This is a genomic window from Mycobacterium sp. B14F4 (assembly GCF_039871645.1).
In the GTDB taxonomy this organism is placed as follows: Bacteria; Actinomycetota; Actinomycetes; order Mycobacteriales; family Mycobacteriaceae; genus Mycobacterium.
The window spans coordinates 24,758-40,231 of sequence record NZ_JBDPMF010000013.1 but is presented as its reverse complement, the minus strand read 5'-3'; the positions used below and the strand labels follow the sequence as shown (position 1 = coordinate 40,231).

The following is a 15,474-nucleotide window of genomic DNA, read 5'->3' as shown; positions in this document are numbered from 1 at the left end:
CCCGCACGCCCCGGTTCCGCCGACCTGAAGCTTGCTGGATCGTGCTGATGCGCGTCGCCGACATTTGCCGGAGATGCTCTACGATGTCCACATTCGAGCTCACCGGCGCGAGCGGCGCCTAATGCAATTGCGGTTTGCAGGCCATACCAGCTGAAAGGCGGCAGATGGAAATCCAGGAACTGTGGCGAATTCTGCGGGAGCGTTGGCTGATCGTCGTAATCGTGACGCTCCTTTGCGTGATCGGGTCACTTGCCTGGTATTTCCTTCGCCCGCTCGAGTATCGAGCGCAGACACGGGTGGTGGTGTCAACCAGCGGCGGCACCGGAACCGCAGTCGATGCCTACGCCGGCGAACGGGTCGCCCAACTCCGGGCACCGAGCTATGCCGAACTCCTCAGGGGTCCCGAGGTCGCGCTTCGCGCCTCGCGCAAACTCGATGGACAGATCAGTCCGAGCGACATTCAGGGTGCGATCGGCACGCGAACGGCACCGGACCAGCCCCTGATCACGGTCACCGCAGAGGCTTCCGACCCGGGCACGGCAATCAGAATCGTGGAAGCCGTCCAGAACGCATTTCGTGAGTACGTGGCCGAGATCGAGCGGCCAGGCGCCACTGGTGCGCTCACCTCCGTCCAGATAACCACCGACGAGCCGACAGTGCGACCTGAAGGGCACTGGAAGCGGGACACTGTGATCGCCGGTCTGATCGGATTCGTGGTCGGCACGCTGATAGCCGTCGTGCGTGACCGAACTGACCCCGTGATGCGCAAGTCGGGGCAGTTGTCGTCAATTGAATTGCCGTACTTGGGAACGGTGGGAAGTTCGACCGGCTCCTTGGACGAATTCCGCCGCATTGCGCTCGAGTGCCTCATCAACGCGGAGCCCCATCTCGGCAGCCGGCTACTCGTGGTCAGCGTCGATGCGGAGTCTCCTTCGTCGACCATCGCACGGGGAATGGCCGAGGCGTTAGGTTCCTACGGCAAGAAGGTCATGCTCGTCGACGTTGCGGACTCGACTGACGCATCAGCCGGGCCTGGCTGGTCGGATTATCTTGCCGGCATTGTCGAATGGGGCCAGGCCGGCACGCCCAGCGGGATGCCGAATGTCACCGAGGTCCGCGCGGGCAGCGACGGCCAGCACCTCGATGCCTACTTCCTCGCCGGTCGACTTCCCCAGACACCGTTGCCCCTCCGCCGCGGTGAGTACGCCGTCCTCGCGGGGCCGTCGATCGTCCATACCCCCCTTGCGGTCGCGTTGACGTCGGTTGCCGATGCCGCCCTGCTCGTTGCCACGACCAAATCGACACGGTTAGCCGACATCGAGGAGGCCAAATACACGCTCGAGGCGATGAAGCTGCCTGCCCTGGGCGTGGTGTTTCTGCGTCCCGACAAGAAGAAGACCGACGAGACGGTCGTCGACGGCGAACTGGAGAAGGACGAGGTCGGTTCCGCGTCATAGCGCTTGCTGGGACCACAATTGTCGGCCGACGCTGGTGAGGCATTTACTTTGAATCTGTCACTGATCGGGTTGCGCGCGCGGAAGTTAGTCTGGCTGGCCCGGCGCCCAGAGCGTCGGGGCCTACTCCGGCACCGCATCGCACCGTCGATCGAGCACAACGAGCTCCTCGAAGGACGGAGTTTCCGTTCGGTCGTCGACGTGGGAGCCAATGTCGGCCAGTTCGCGATCTGGGCCGCCGACGTCCTGGCCGCCGAACGGGTCGTGTGCATCGAGCCGCTGCCTGCCGCCATCGAGCTGCTTCGAAAAGTCGTGCCGCGCCTGGCCCCTTGCCGGGTCGAGGTGATCGCCGGCGCACTGAGCGCGGCGCCAGGACACCATACCCTGCACGTCACCGCCGCAATCGACAGCTCTTCACTGCTGCCGACGACGGCCACGGCGCAGAGCAGGACGGCCCTTCACGAAGCCGGCACACAAGAGGTCGAGGTTTTCGTCGGCGACGACGTGCTGCCCAACAATCTCCCAAGGCCTCTGCTCGTCAAGCTCGATGTGCAGGGGACCGAATTGGACGTTCTCGCCGGAATGCCCAAGCTGCTCTCAGCGGCTGACGCGGTGCTCGTGGAAGTGTCCTTCGAGCCCTTGTACGAGGGTCAGTCCGATCCGTCCGCCGTCGTGGCGCACCTCCTGGACGCCGGCTTCTCGCTCACCGGCGCCGCCCGCGTACCCGGTGCCGACTCCTCGTGGAGCTTGCATCAGGCCGACCTCCTTTTCGAGCGGCGGTAGCGGTCAGTTCGTTGGACATCCTTCTAGTCGGACCTGTACCGCCGCCCGTCGATGGACGCGCGGTGGCAACGGGCTGGCTGGTCGACGCGTGGCGCGCGGATGGTCATGCCGTGACCGTGATCAACACGCAGGCAGGGCGATTGGCGAAGCTGCGCCGCTGTCTGAAGGCCTTCTTCGTTCTGCTGATCGGTCCCCGCGTCGATCGCACTGTCGTGGTTGCCTCCGGCGGAGCGGGCCTGGCCTTCGAGGTGATTCCGCTGCTCGGGGCCCGTCTCCGACGTGTGGCCACAACGCTGACTCACCACTCCTCGCGGTATGTGCGTGAATCGTCGTGGACGCTGCGCATCGTCCTTGCGGTGGCGAGCGGGCGCCTTCGCCACGCCGTGCTGGACGAAGCGATGGGGGCGGAGCTCTCCTCGCGGTACGGAATCGAAGAGCACCGCATAGTGGTGGTCGACAACGCCGGCCTGATGCCACTGCCGCCGGCACCCGATCCCGACTTCCAGCGGCGCGGGGTCGTACACCTGTCGAATCTCAGCGCCGAGAAGGGTCTGGCAGCTGTGCTGGAAGTCGCGAATCAGACCGGTATTTGTGTTCGGCTCCTGGGAGCGCCCTCCGAGGATGCCGTGGCGATACTCGACGATGCCCGCCGGCGTGGGGTGCCGTTTGCAGCCGGGGGGCCGCGCCGCGGCGAAGACAAGTTCCGGGAACTGGCCACTGCTCGGTGCATGGTGTTTCCCTCGTCTTACCGACACGAGGCCCAGCCCCTTGTGCTCTACGAGGCCGCCGCTGCTGGGTGTGTGCCGATCGTCTGGCGTAATGGGTGGATCGGCGAGCAACTCGACCGCCTCGGACTCGGCCAGTACGTGTTCGATATCGGTGACGTAAGTGGTATCGCCGCCGCCGTAAAACGGATTGCGGAGCTCGACGACCATACGTTTGCGGCATGCTCGGCCGACGTGCGCGCTGCATTCGAAGCGCAACACAACCGCACCCGCCTCCAGTTTCGGGCGGTGGTCGAGTAACAGGCCGCTTCAACCGCGCCCACCGCTGTGTCCCAGAGCTTTCAGGGGCTGCCCGCTGTAACGGATGCGGCCTCGCCAACGATCGCACCCATGAAAGCATCCAATTCTGCGACCGTCCACGACCGCCGAATTCGGAGGATTGAGGGTTTGCTATCGAACCGAATTCATTTTTGCTGAAGTTGGGACGAATAGGTGTTACAGTGCGGGTTCCGGTCTCTCGCGCGCCGCGTGTGGATGACCGAGTTGCGATCCATAGCCAGACTGAGGGGAAGCGTGCCGTGACGACAGAAGCGGTCCTGTCGCGGGAGTTCGACGGTCGGCGTCGCGCCGGACGTGAATACGCAGCCACACCAGAATTGCCGCGCGCCAACTGGCAGCGGAAATACGCTCGATGGCTCTTGGCTTCCGACACCGCCGTCGTATGCGGCGCCGTGCTTCTAGCGCAGATCGTCCGATTCGGAACTTCGCCGCGAGCGCTTCTTCTGGCGGGCCTTTTCTCGGCCGCACTGATCGCAGTGTGGTTGTGTGCTCTGGCGATCTTCCGTACCCGCTCGCCGCGCGTGATCGGCGCGGGGCTCGAGGAGTATCGCCTTGTCGTCAGCGCGACGGTGTGGACTTTCGGCGCGGTGGCCATCGTCACGTTGCTGGCCAGGGTAGACGTGGCAAGGGGATATCTTGCGGTTGCACTGCCGCTGGGATTGCTGGGGTTGCTGGTCGCCCGAAATCTCCGACGGGTCTATGTGGCACGTCAACGGGCCCACGGCAAGTACCAGACGGCCGTGCTGGCCATCGGCGATCGTGACGCGGTGGCGGTTCTCGCCGAAGAACTGATGCGGGACGCCGCCAACGGGTACCGGGTGGTGGGCATGTGTGTGCCCAGATACGGTGAGCTGGTCGGCGACAGCATCATGGTGCAGGGACGCGATATACCGATCCTCGGTGATGAAACCGAAGCGCTGGCGGCTGTCCACCTGACCGGTGCTGACACGGTAGCGGTGACCGCGACCGAGCACCTCGGCGTCCACGGTATTCGCAAGCTGACGTGGGACCTCGAGTCGATGAACATCGACCTTTTCGTTTCCCCTGGTGTACTCGACGTCGCCGGTCCGCGCCTGTCGATGCGGCCCGTGGCCGGCTTCCCACTGATTCACGTCGAGAAGCCGCAGTATCACGGGGCTCAGCGGTTCCAGAAGCGGGCGTTCGACTTCTGCTTCGCCGCGGCGGCGATCATCGGTATGTCGCCGCTGCTGATCTTCACCGCGCTTTCGATCAAGTTGACCAGCAAAGGTCCGGTCTTCTATACCGCCGAGCGAATCGGATACGACGGCAAGCCGTTCAAGATGTTGAAGTTCCGCAGCATGGTCGACGGCGCCGATCGCCTGCTGCAGCCGTTGTTGCTGCAGAACGAGAACGAGGGCGGCGTGTTGTTCAAGATGCGCGACGATCCTCGTGTGACGCGGGTCGGTCGATTCATCCGGCGGACCAGCATCGACGAACTGCCGCAGTTCTTCAATGTGCTGAAAAAGGACATGAGCGTGGTCGGTCCGCGTCCCCCGCTGCGTCGCGAAGTCGAGACCTACGATGGAGACGTCAAGCGGAAATTCCTCGTCAAGCCCGGGATCACCGGCTTGTGGCAGGTGAGCGGACGGTCGGACCTGTCGTGGGAGGACTCGGTACGGCTCGATCTGTCCTACGTGGAGAATTGGTCGATGGTCGGTGACCTGATCATCATCGGAAAGACGCTTAAAGCGGTGCTGACCAGAGCCGGAGCGTACTGAGCACACGCTCGACGCAGCGGCCCCAGGCTCAACGAATATCATCGTCCCGATTGAACCGTCGGGGTTTCAGTCGCGGAAAAGAGGGGAGTCCTCGCGGTTAACGGGTTCACTGACGAGATCGCGCCGCCGCGACCGAAGCGCGGTAACTCCACGCTGACAGCGGTTGACCAAGTGTTATCCAGTGCGAGCAACGCACTGATGATCTTGGCCCTGGCACAAGTGGCAAGCGTCGGTCAGTTCGGTGTCGCGGCGCTCATGATGGCGGTCATCACGATGTGCCTGGGTTTCAATCGTGGTGCCATCGGCACTGTGCTGTTGCTGCTCGGCAACTACCCCCACCGGCAGATCAGGATGGAAGCCGGCTACGCGCTGACATGGGCGTTCGGGACGCTGGCGCTGGCGTCTGTCGTGGTCGTGGTCAGCTCCGCTGCGCTCGGTTCCATCTGGCTCGGCATCGCTTTCGCGGTGGCCGCCCCGGTGGTGGCGCTGCAAGACACCTTGCGCTTGACGGCCATAACGATGGGTAATGCGTTCGCGGCGGTCGTTTCCGACGGGTTGTGGACGGTATGGGTGGCCGTGCTTTTCGTAGTCAATTCGCTGGATCTCTGGAGTTCGACTTCGGGGACGATCTATTTGTGGGGGCTCGGCGGAGCCGTCGGCTGGATCGTATTGACCATGGCCACTGGGGTGACGCCGAATTTCCATCGGATTTTCGACTGGTGGAGTTACTACTGGCGGTCCCGGCTCCGATTCGGGTTCAATTACTCGCTTGACCAGCTAGGCGCAGTCGCGATGACGGCGATCGCGACAGTGGTGGTGGGAACCGCGGCGGCCGCGAGCCTGCGGGGGGCGTACACCTTATTCGGTCCACTCGCCATTCTCATCACGGCGTCTTCCCTGATTTTCGTTCCGCAGGCGAGACGCGCAACCGATTCAATCAAGAATCAATGGCGCCGGATGCTCACGGCTTCGGTATTCATGTCTTTTCTCGGCCTAGGCACCGTTGCAATCCTCCTGAGCCTGCCCGATTCCATCGGGAAAATGGTTCTCGGCGACGTTTGGCAGCCCGCGATGACGGTTGTCCCATTTATGGGAATCAGTTGTGTCGCTATTGCCTGGTTGGTGAGCGGCTATAATATGTTAGCTGCACAAGGAATGAGCGCGACGCTATTGAGGGTGCACACCAGCCAGGTTGTGTTGATCGTGCTTCTGAGCACAGTCGGGGGGCTGATCTTCGACAGTGCAGCCGGAATTGCACTCGGCGAAGCTGCGGCGAGCTGGGTTGCGGTAGGGATCGTGTTGACGGTCGTGATCGGTGTGGTGCGGCGGCTCGCCGCCGAGGAGGCGGTACCGAATCGCGACCATGAAAGCAATGCTTCATCGAGGCAGGTAGTGACGTGAAAAGCATCCGGCGGACCACCATCGTCGGCATTGTGGCGGTCGTCGCGCTGGTCGGTCTCGGCGCCGGCCTGGCGCTCGGGGTCAACAACAAAGTCGCGGAGAGCGTGTCGGCGCCGCCGAGCGCGCCCGCTTCCGCTCAACCGACTGTGCTGCCGGTGCCGGCTTCGAAGAAGGTGGTTCTCATCGGTGACTACACCGCGGAATCGGAGGTCGGCGGAAGCGGGCCCCGCAATTGGACGGCGTTGGTCGGCTTGGCACTCCAGACGAATCAACCCACTCAAGTTGTGCGAGACAACGCCGAGGGCTCTGGGTATGTGGCCGCGGGGGCGTACAACCAGACATATCTCGATGCGGTGAAAGTTCTCGTCAAAAGCGACACGAGCGCTGTGGTGATCTTCGGGAGTCGTTTCGACATGTATGCCGCACCAGACGCCGTCCGGTCGGCCGCGACAGAAACCTATGGCGTTGTCCGGGAAGCGGCGCCCGATGCAGTCCTGGTCGTGGTCGGTCCGGTGTGGCCGGGCGCCGCGGCGCCTTTGGAGCTTCTCAGAACGCGTGACATGGTGCGCGACGCTTCGACCGAGGCAGGTGCCGTCTTCATCGATCCGATTGAACAGGGTTGGTTCGCGGACGATCCCGGCAAACTGATGGCCCCGGACAACATCCACCCGTCAGATGCAGGACACGAACGGATCGCTCTCGCGATCTATCAAGCCACTCTGCAAGCACTCGAACCGCAAGCTTGATGGTCAGCCGTCAACGGATGAAGGGTCGATAACGTGAAACGAATCTTCGATGGGTTCTCGCGGCGGGTATGGGCCGTGGTGCTCGTATTCGCATTGATCGGCGCCGGCCTCGGCCTTCTGCGGATGTACTTGAAAGACTACCCCTACAGCGCGACGGCGACGGTGTACGTGACGCCGCCCATCAGCAGCAGCGCATCAGATGCGTTGACCGCGGACCAGTATGCCGCGAACCGCACCCAGCTGTACCTGTCGTTCATCGAAAGCCCGGAATTGGCCCGCGCGGTGACCGAACGGTTGCAGGTCAATCAGCCGCCCGAGGAGCTGGCGGACAGAGTGGAGGGAAAAGCGACACCCTTGACGTCCCTGCTCTCCATCACCGCCAGCGGTAGTTCGCCCAGTGACGCGAGAGAGTTGGCCGTCGCTTATGCCGAGGCTCTGCCCTCGTTCGCGAGGTCGATCGAGGGATCCGGTGGCCTACGCGGGGCGCCAAGCGTGGTCACAGTTGCCCTTCCGCTCGCAGAAGAGCCCGGTTTCGTACAACAGTACGGGCTCTTGATCACGTTGATGGTGGGCCTGGGACTCGTCGGTGCACTGTATTCCTTCGCCTATCGACGTCGCTTCCCGAATGTCCGATCCGCCGACCAGCTGCGGAGTGAGTTGCATATCGCGCTGGCCGAGAAGGTCGACCCGAAGTGGTCCGATCGCGAATTGCGCCGACTCCAAGCCGAACTCGTCACCGAGGCTGCCCACGATGGTTGCCTCCTGGTGGTGGGTGCTAAGGCGCAGGATCACGCTGAACGGTTCAGCGAGGTGTTCAGACAATCGATCGAGGAGTCCGGCCGCACCGGCGTCGACATCGTCGACGTACCGGCGCTGCTGGAGAGTAGTGCGTCTGCCGCGGCGCTGAACCGGTCGAATTGCCAGCAGGCTTTGATGGTGACGCGCTACAACGTCACGTCGCTGCGCGACGCCAAGGAGGTCCGTGATCTGCTCGCCATGAATAACGTCGCGGTACGCGGGGCGATCATCCTGCGAAGCAGATCGCGGCGGCGCCGCGAGTCAACGCCGCCTGCTCAGCCGACGTCCGGCGACGGCGACTCCGAGATGCCTTGGCCGACCATCGATGTACTTGATGCCGAGAAGCGCGGAAGGCCGGTTCGTGCCGACTGACTTCGGCCCGTCACTTCTCACCAACACGTCTCTCGCGACGATCGCGCTCCTGACTACCGCTGTCGCGATATGGGTGTGGATGAGGCGTTCCTCGGCCGCCCTGGGACCCGTCCTGCTGGCCGTGCCCCTGTTGTTGATTGCGTTGTTCGGGGGTCCTCTGTGGGAGTGGTCGAAGCACTCCAAGGGCGCCGGCCTCGGACCCGAGATCCGCGCGGTGCCGTTCGCCGACTCCATCGGTGCCACGGCCCTGCTCTGGGCTTGCATCGGGGCCGGATTGTCGGCGCTGCTGCTGCCGTCGGTCGGCCGGATGAATCAGCGGGCAGCCGACGGCGCTGTTACTGAATTCCATTCCCGGACGGCGTCTATCGTCTGTGTCTGGGCGACACTGGGTGCCCTCGCGTTATGGCTGATCGGTAGCGGCCCGAGCACGTTGGCCAGGGACTACTACCTCCAGAGCGACGGCATCAAGTTCTTTCTGCTGGTGGGCTGGCCACTGTGTTTCCTCGCGGCGATCATCACACTGGTGTTGAGCGTCTTCGAGCGCGATCCGCTCTTGAAGTTGTCGATGTGGGTCACCGTCGCCGCGGTATACATCGTCATGACAGCGGTCGGCACTCGGATGGCGATTGCCTTCCCGGCGGTGGCTGCGCTGGTGTTGATCGCGAACATGGTGCGCAACAGGAGGCTTTACGTCGCGTCGCTGATGGCTGCGGTTGTCTTACTTGGGCTGGCCGCGTTCACCTTCAGCGTGGTGTACACCGCTCGTGCGGTTCCGCACGGCCTGCTGAACCTGCCCGGCATCGTCATGGCGGTCATCGACAGAGGCGGCAGTTTCGCAGATCTCATTCTGATGCCGGTCAAACAGCTTGTTTCGTCAATCGTCGTCGCGTACCCGCTCGTTGAGCGGTCGGCGCAATACAACCTGCTCGATATCCTTCTGGCCAACGCCAATCCGCTACCCGGGACCTCGGTGGGACGGGGGTACGAGGTCTATTGGCCGTACTCCTGGGTGCCCCTGGCTTTCGTCGGGACCTGGTTCGGCGCGACCGGCTGGATGGGACAAGTCCTGTTGTACTGCTTCATGGGGTGGACGACCGGATACACCATGGCGAATTTCCTGCGGAGCAGGTTGCAGTACCTCTGGCTTCTCACGGTGCCCATCGCCTTGGCACTCGGGGCACTGTCGATCCAGTACACCTCGCGCAACGTGTGGCGAGTGCTGTCGATCGCGGTGGTGCTGCTGGTGGTGTCCTTTCTTGTCCGACGAAAGCGCCCGGCCGGCTCATTAGCCGGCGAACCCACTCCGGCGCCACCCCCGCCACCGCAACAGACGTTGGCCACCGGTGTGCGAGAGCCGGTATGAGGCGGTATCCGGCCGGAAGAAGTGAGATCATTCCGTGAATCATCCTCGAACACAAGGCCGCAACCCGTGGATCGTCGTCGTCGCGGCGGTGATCGCACTGCTGGTCGGTGCCTGCCAGACCCGGGCACCGGTTGCCGCGCCGCCGTGGAATGACGACATGGCGCCGGGGCCCATCACCACGCCCCTTCCCGTAATCGCGCCCGACGTGTGGGCGGACCGCGGGTCGGTGATCAGGGAGGAGCCGCTGCCCGACGATCTCGATCGCGCGTTGATCGGTGCGATGGGCGCAGGCACCCGCGCGGTCTATGCGTCCGTTTACGGACTCGACGGATCGGCTACCGAGGTGTCTGGGGCCTTCTTCGTTCCGAAAGGCGCACCGCCGGCGGGCGGATGGCCCGTCGTCGCCATGGCGCATGCGACCGTCGGAACGACGACGGATTGCGCACCGTCCGTCCGGTCGGATCTGTTGGGTTACTCGCCGGGTGTCGTCGAGATGCTCAAGAAAGGTTACGCCGTAGCGCTTCCCGACTATCAGGGACTCGGGATGCCGGGCTTCCACCCGTATCTTGAGCCACGAACGGTGGCGTTCAATGTCATTGATTCGGTGCGTGCGATTCGGCAGATCTATCCCGGTGTATCGACCCGTTGGCTGGCGTTGGGTGGTTCCCAGGGCGGACAAGCGGCATGGGCGGCCAATGAACTCGACGACTTTTACGGTGGTGGACTGGATCTCGTCGGTACCGTCGCCGTTGCACCGCCCGTCGATATGAGTCCCATGGCGCAGATGGCGTACGACGGGACCCTGAACACCGGACAGATCGGCCTGACTCCGTTGCTGCTGACATCCCTCGAGCAGATGCATCCAGACTTCCCGATAGCGAAGTATATGCACGGAAAAGCGTTGGAACTGAGGTACTCGGCAATCGGGTGCACCCTTGACGCGCAACGCACGCGCATTCAGGTTACGGCCGACGATGTGCGACCGGACACTCAGCAGGACGCCGACATGCTACGGGATATGCTACGCACACTGGCGCTGCCGGAGCGGCCGTTGTCCGCGCCGATGCTGGTGATCAACGGTCTGAACGACCTGTTGGTCCTGCCGACCTGGATTTCGACTGCAATAGCACGCGCCTGCCGCCTCGGTGGGCAGATCGCCCACTATCCGGTACCCGACGGAGGACACGCCAACTTGCGAGCCGATCAGAAGTTCGTCGAGGAGTGGGCGGCCGACAGGCTCGCAGGCAAATCTGCCCCGTCCAATTGTCCCCAGGACTCCGAGAAGTGACGCACTCGACTGCTCGAGTCGCGTGGCAGGACGTTCCATTCGCGAGAGGCGCGATATGGGTCGTCTGCGGCCCCGTTTCCCCGCTGACTCCCGATCTGGTGGCCCGAACCCTCAACAACATGGCCAGTCGGGGCCCCGGCACGCGGATCGGACTGATTCCTGCCGCAGGTACCAGGAGGTGGCGATTCGACAGCCGGCCCGGCGATACGGCCATCAATACCGACCTCGCCTTCGACACCGACGATGTCAACGAGATGCTCGAGCAGTTCATGAAGACATCGCCGCAGGTTCCGATCCAGGTCGTCTCCCCTGGGGGCGGTGACTACGTCTGCATGTACATAGATCACGGCGTCGGCGATGCGCACCTGATCATTGAGCTTTACGTCGCATTGTCGCAGGCCGCCAAGTTCGGCGATTTCGTCCCGCCCGTCCCTGGTTCGATGAGAACGCCCCTGCTGTCCTGCTTTTGGAACGCGACCAGATCTGATCCGAAGGGTATGTGGTCCGATGCGGTGGATCTGGTCAAGTCCGCCGTGTCTCGGAAGGGGTCCGGGAATCCGGTCGTGCAGATTGCCGATGTTGGCGAAGCACCCCCTCCCGACACCGGAATAGGTTCGGCGAGGGCTGTTTTCGTCAAGAGCCGAGTGGGGTACGTCGACGAATTGCGTGCCTACCGAGCTAGCACCAAGCAGACGGCCACGGTGACGACTTATCTGATCCGGTCGATATACCACGCTTTTCGCGAGGCCGGGATCGAAGTGAGTGACGACATCTTCGTCATGATGGATTTGCGTCGGCACCTGCCCAAGGGACAGTGGTCCTTGGCCAATCTGAGTGCGCCGGTCGTCGTTTCGGTGACCCCACAGATGTCCGCAGAGGACGTGACGACGGCCGCCTTCTGGCAGGTGGCTTCACGCAAGCCACTTTTGAGGATGATGGCGAGATCGGTGGTCGCCCGCCTGCGCGGTCTGCCCGCCGTTGAGGACGTGGTGAAAGCGCAGCCAGGTTCCGCGCGCTCGACGGGACCGCTCACCCTCTCCATCTCGGACGTGACGAAGATTCCGGCCAGTGAAAAGCACATCCTCAAACCCGGCCACAAGCCCGAGGATATAAATCTCGCGATCGCGCTGCAGGCGCCTGATCCGTCATACGTCAATATCTGCATGATCACTACTCCGGAAGACCGGGCCATTCACCTGACCGCGACGTTCTACGATTCGCGCGTGGACCCCGACGTCGTCCGCGCCGCTTTGACTAAGGCGCTCGAGACTCCGGCATCGCCGCGGCCGGAATAGTGCGACGGAGATTCGCCTTCGTGGCGATAACGGCGATAGTCGTAACCAATGCCCTTTTATGCGGAGTCGGCTATTTCGTGTTCAACCGCGCGGCCGTCGGCCCGCTCCGGCAGGCTGACGCCATCCTGGTTCTCGCGGGGGAACATGACGGCCGCGAAGAGTACGGCATCTCGTTGGCACAGAGGGGTCTGGCCCCGACGGTGGTGCTGTCCGATCCATACCCACGAGATGACTCGTCAATGCGCAGCTTCTGCCAGGGGCGGTACCACAGGATCGAGGTCATTTGCTCACGGCCGCCGCACACGACCACTCGGGGTGAAGCGATGATGGCCCGCGACTTGACTGCAGAGCGACAGTGGCAACGCGTCGTCGTCGTCACTTGGCGCTTTCACATCCCGCGTACCCGGCTGATCTTCAGCCGGTGTCTGCCGCGGTCGTCCGAAATCTCCTATGTCGCCGTCCCTAGGCGGTACGAGTATTCGCTCGCTGTATGGGAGTTTCAGTACCTCTACCAGTACGCGGCCCTGATGAAGGCCGTCGTGACGCCGTCCTGTGCCTAGTCTTCGGAGAGGCGCCCGCAGCGCCGACCAATGGCGAACCGGCTACCCGGTATGATTCGCCACGGTCGTCGGGCGGGTACTAATCGTGATTCTCTTGTGGAGGAGGCTTCGTGTCGTCGATTCTCAGCGAAGGTAAGAGATACGTACGAGAAATACGACGATACGGTTTCTTCTGGGCCCTGAATTTCGCGATCCGGATTCATTTGTATCCGCCCATCATGTCCGCTTACCTGAGGCCCCGCAGTCCCGAAGAGCTGGTCCATCTCGGGACGGGGTACGGCGGCTGGTGGATCCCGGCCTCGGTGTTGCGCCCAGGGGCGGTCGCATACTGCGCGGGAGCCGGTGAAGACATCTCCTTCGATATCGCGCTGCACGAGCGCGGGCTGCGCGTTGTGACCATAGATCCCACGCCGCGCGCGGTCGCCCACGTGACAGCCGTGGCGCCGGAGAGTGACCGCTTCACCTTCGTGCAGGTCGGACTGTGGGATGAGGCCGGGGAGATGCGCTTCTACGTTCCCCGCGATCCGCTCTCCGACAACTATTCGATAGTGAACCTGCAGCGGTCCTCCGAGTACGTCACCGCAGAAGTCACACCATTGAAGGCGTTGTTGGAGGAACTTGGTGACGCCACGATCGACATCCTCAAGTTGGACATCGAAGGTTCCGAGCATCGCGTCATCAAATCGTTCCTCGACAGCGGGATTCGGCCGCGCGTGGTGTGCATCGAATTCGACCAACCGGTGCGAATGCGCTTACTCACCGAATCGATCAGAAGGCTTCAACGATCCGGGTACCAGCTTGCGAGGATCGATGTATGGAATTACACCTTCATCTCCGTCGGCGATCGCCAAGCGGTTACGGATGAGGATTAGCTGCGCGTCATGCGGTGACCGAGCCGTCTGAGACCGCCCCGCCGGCTAATGCGTCGCGCGAATGTAGAAGAAGCTGCCGGCAATGATCATGTAGGTCACCGACGCGGCCGTCGCGCAGAAGAGGGCGCTGATGGCAAGCACACCCGCTGCGCGGCGAATGAAGCGCCACGCATCTGGCCCATCGCGGGGAGGCGCTTGCGACACCAGCACCGACGCGAACGGCGCCGCGGTGGCAAGCAGGCCGGAGCCGAGAAACGACGAGACGACGCTCTCCTGAGCGACGAAGTCCAATGCCCCCGCAACCGCTCCGGCGAGGGCTGAGACGGCAACGTTGAAGCCGAGTACCCGAAGCCGACTCCACCGGCGGTGCCAGCCCAGAATAGGCCCTACCGAGCCCGCCGCTGCGCCGAGCGCAACCAACACGAGATGGGTCATTCTGCAATGGATCCGTTGGAGACGGGCGCCCGTACCAATAGTGCCGAGTAGACCCCTGCGCTCAAGCCCGCCAGACCGCAGATCGGCGCTGTGATGAGCACCAGCAGGCCCGCGGCGGCGACCGTGCTGATCCCGATTACGGCGTACTGACTCAGGCTCGCAGCACCTGCGCAAACGCCCAGTGTGAACGTGCGGAGGTTACTCGGCTGCCAAGCCGTGAAAGCGAATCCGGCGACGAACAGTGATAGGCCCACGGTCACGGCCAGCATGACGACGCCGCCGACCGGGAAAGCGGCGGGTGACGGAAACGCCGGAGGAGCGGGCCATACCGTGTGCAACGCGTAACGCAGGACCGCACCGAGGATGATTCCGGACGCCGCGCACGCGAAGGTTTGCCTCGAAAGTTGCGACCCCTTGGGCACCCGCAGAGGCTACTTGACTCTACAAACCCCGGGCAAGGCGGTTAAAAGACACTGTGGCATACGTATGCTGCCGATCGTGCGCCGTGAACCGCTCGCTGCCCAATCGTTGGTCGACGGACTGACGCCGCCGTGGCGTCGCCTTGAGATCGTTGACGAAACCGGTTCGACCAATGCCGATCTGCTCGCGCGCTCCGCCGCAGGGGAAGACGTCGAGGGTGCGGTCCTCATTGCGGAACACCAGACAGCCGGACGGGGTCGGAGTGGACGTACGTGGTCAGCAGTCCCCTTCTCGCAGATCATCATGTCCGTCGGCGTGGCAGCGACGGACGTGCCTGTCGCCGGCTGGGGATGGCTGCCCTTGGCCGCCGGTGTCGCGGTGGTCGCCACGATCACTGATATCACCGGGGTGCGCGCGGAATTGAAGTGGCCGAACGATGTATTGGCGGGGGGCCACAAATTGGCCGGCATCCTGGTGGAAGTATCCCCGGTCGACTCGACCGTCATCGTGGGCATCGGTTTGAACGTCACGCTGCGCGCCGACGAGTTGCCCCCCGGGTTGTGTGCGACGTCGTTATTCGAGCTGGGAGCCGAGGAGCTGGACCGAACGGCTTTGACGAAACGCCTGCTGATGGAACTCGGAGCCCGAATCGAAGCATGGCGGGCCGCCGACGGTGCGGATCCTTCACTCGCCGCTGACTACCGAAGTCTCTGCAGCACCATCGGTTTAACTGTCCGCGCGAATCTGCCCGGGGGCCGTCAACTCGTGGGGATGGCGCAGTCGATCGACGAGATGGGCCGTCTCCTCATCGAAGCGGGGGGGCGGACGGTCGCGGTAGCGGCCGGGGACGTGGTGCACGTACGGCCGAAAGGTTGAGGGCGTCC

15 protein-coding genes are annotated in these 15,474 nt (G+C 63.4%); 13 read left to right on the top strand and 2 right to left on the bottom strand.

The window, feature by feature from the left end; translation table 11 throughout:
• Nucleotides 1-164: 164 nt before the first annotated feature.
• The 12 genes from ABGB19_RS25035 (at nt 165) to ABGB19_RS24980 (ending at nt 13,735) form a co-directional block, all read left to right on the top strand.
• Nucleotides 165-1,457, top strand: coding sequence for a Wzz/FepE/Etk N-terminal domain-containing protein (locus tag ABGB19_RS25035; protein WP_347688694.1), 1,293 nt, complete (start codon nt 165-167; stop codon nt 1,455-1,457).
• An 18-nt stretch (nt 1,458-1,475) separates the two neighbouring features.
• Nucleotides 1,476-2,237, top strand: coding sequence for an FkbM family methyltransferase (locus ABGB19_RS25030; RefSeq protein WP_347688693.1), 762 nt, complete (start codon nt 1,476-1,478; stop codon nt 2,235-2,237).
• 62 nt (nt 2,238-2,299) lie between these two features.
• Complete coding sequence (locus ABGB19_RS25025; protein ID WP_347688692.1) at nt 2,300-3,262, top strand: glycosyltransferase; 963 nt, start codon at nt 2,300-2,302, stop codon at nt 3,260-3,262.
• A 356-nt stretch (nt 3,263-3,618) separates the two neighbouring features.
• Nucleotides 3,619-5,040, top strand: a complete 1,422-nt coding sequence (locus ABGB19_RS25020; RefSeq protein WP_347688756.1) for a sugar transferase — start codon at nt 3,619-3,621, stop codon at nt 5,038-5,040.
• Between the two features lie 198 nt (nt 5,041-5,238).
• Nucleotides 5,239-6,441, top strand: a complete 1,203-nt coding sequence (locus ABGB19_RS25015) for a hypothetical protein (RefSeq protein WP_347688691.1) — start codon at nt 5,239-5,241, stop codon at nt 6,439-6,441.
• Nucleotides 6,438-7,187: an SGNH/GDSL hydrolase family protein gene (locus ABGB19_RS25010; protein WP_347688690.1), complete on the top strand. Its 750-nt coding sequence runs from the start codon at nt 6,438-6,440 to the stop codon at nt 7,185-7,187. The genes ABGB19_RS25015 and ABGB19_RS25010 overlap by 4 nt, the downstream gene beginning before the upstream one ends.
• A 93-nt stretch (nt 7,188-7,280) precedes the next feature.
• Nucleotides 7,281-8,357: a hypothetical protein gene (locus tag ABGB19_RS25005; RefSeq protein ID WP_347688689.1), complete on the top strand. Its 1,077-nt coding sequence runs from the start codon at nt 7,281-7,283 to the stop codon at nt 8,355-8,357.
• Nucleotides 8,358-8,571: 214 nt separating this feature from the next.
• Complete coding sequence (locus tag ABGB19_RS25000) at nt 8,572-9,720, top strand: hypothetical protein (RefSeq protein WP_347688688.1); 1,149 nt, start codon at nt 8,572-8,574, stop codon at nt 9,718-9,720.
• Between the two features lie 88 nt (nt 9,721-9,808).
• Entirely contained in the window at nt 9,809-11,008 is a 1,200-nt protein-coding gene (locus ABGB19_RS24995) for a lipase family protein (RefSeq protein WP_347688687.1), read from the top strand.
• Nucleotides 11,009-11,127: 119 nt separating this feature from the next.
• On the top strand, nt 11,128-12,303 hold the full coding sequence (locus ABGB19_RS24990) for a hypothetical protein (protein ID WP_347688686.1): 1,176 nt from the start codon (nt 11,128-11,130) through the stop codon (nt 12,301-12,303).
• Between the two features lie 20 nt (nt 12,304-12,323).
• Nucleotides 12,324-12,863, top strand: coding sequence for a YdcF family protein (locus tag ABGB19_RS24985; protein WP_347688685.1), 540 nt, complete (start codon nt 12,324-12,326; stop codon nt 12,861-12,863).
• Between the two features lie 110 nt (nt 12,864-12,973).
• Nucleotides 12,974-13,735, top strand: coding sequence for an FkbM family methyltransferase (locus ABGB19_RS24980; RefSeq protein ID WP_347688684.1), 762 nt, complete (start codon nt 12,974-12,976; stop codon nt 13,733-13,735).
• Nucleotides 13,736-13,780: 45 nt separating this feature from the next.
• On the opposite strand, the gene ABGB19_RS24975 is transcribed toward ABGB19_RS24980, so the two are convergent.
• Both ABGB19_RS24975 and ABGB19_RS24970 read right to left on the bottom strand, forming a co-directional pair.
• Nucleotides 13,781-14,170: a hypothetical protein gene (locus ABGB19_RS24975; protein ID WP_347688683.1), complete on the bottom strand. Its 390-nt coding sequence runs from the start codon at nt 14,168-14,170 to the stop codon at nt 13,781-13,783.
• On the bottom strand, nt 14,167-14,592 hold the full coding sequence (locus ABGB19_RS24970; RefSeq protein ID WP_347688682.1) for a hypothetical protein: 426 nt from the start codon (nt 14,590-14,592) through the stop codon (nt 14,167-14,169). The genes ABGB19_RS24975 and ABGB19_RS24970 overlap by 4 nt, the downstream gene beginning before the upstream one ends.
• Nucleotides 14,593-14,656: 64 nt before the next feature.
• Here ABGB19_RS24970 and ABGB19_RS24965 point away from each other — a divergent pair, with 64 nt between their 5' ends.
• Complete coding sequence (locus ABGB19_RS24965) at nt 14,657-15,466, top strand: biotin--[acetyl-CoA-carboxylase] ligase (RefSeq protein WP_347688681.1); 810 nt, start codon at nt 14,657-14,659, stop codon at nt 15,464-15,466.
• Nucleotides 15,467-15,474: the final 8 nt, after the last annotated feature.

Coding starts and splice junctions, on each gene's coding strand:
- ABGB19_RS24990 (WP_347688686.1), top strand. CDS start 11,128: ATGGCCAGTCGGGGCCCCGGCACGCGGATCGGACTGATTCCTGCCGCA.
- ABGB19_RS24965 (WP_347688681.1), top strand. CDS start 14,657: ATGCTGCCGATCGTGCGCCGTGAACCGCTCGCTGCCCAATCGTTGGTC.
- ABGB19_RS25015 (WP_347688691.1), top strand. CDS start 5,239: ATGATCTTGGCCCTGGCACAAGTGGCAAGCGTCGGTCAGTTCGGTGTC.
- ABGB19_RS24975 (WP_347688683.1), bottom strand. CDS start 14,170: ATGACCCATCTCGTGTTGGTTGCGCTCGGCGCAGCGGCGGGCTCGGTA.
- ABGB19_RS25035 (WP_347688694.1), top strand. CDS start 165: ATGGAAATCCAGGAACTGTGGCGAATTCTGCGGGAGCGTTGGCTGATC.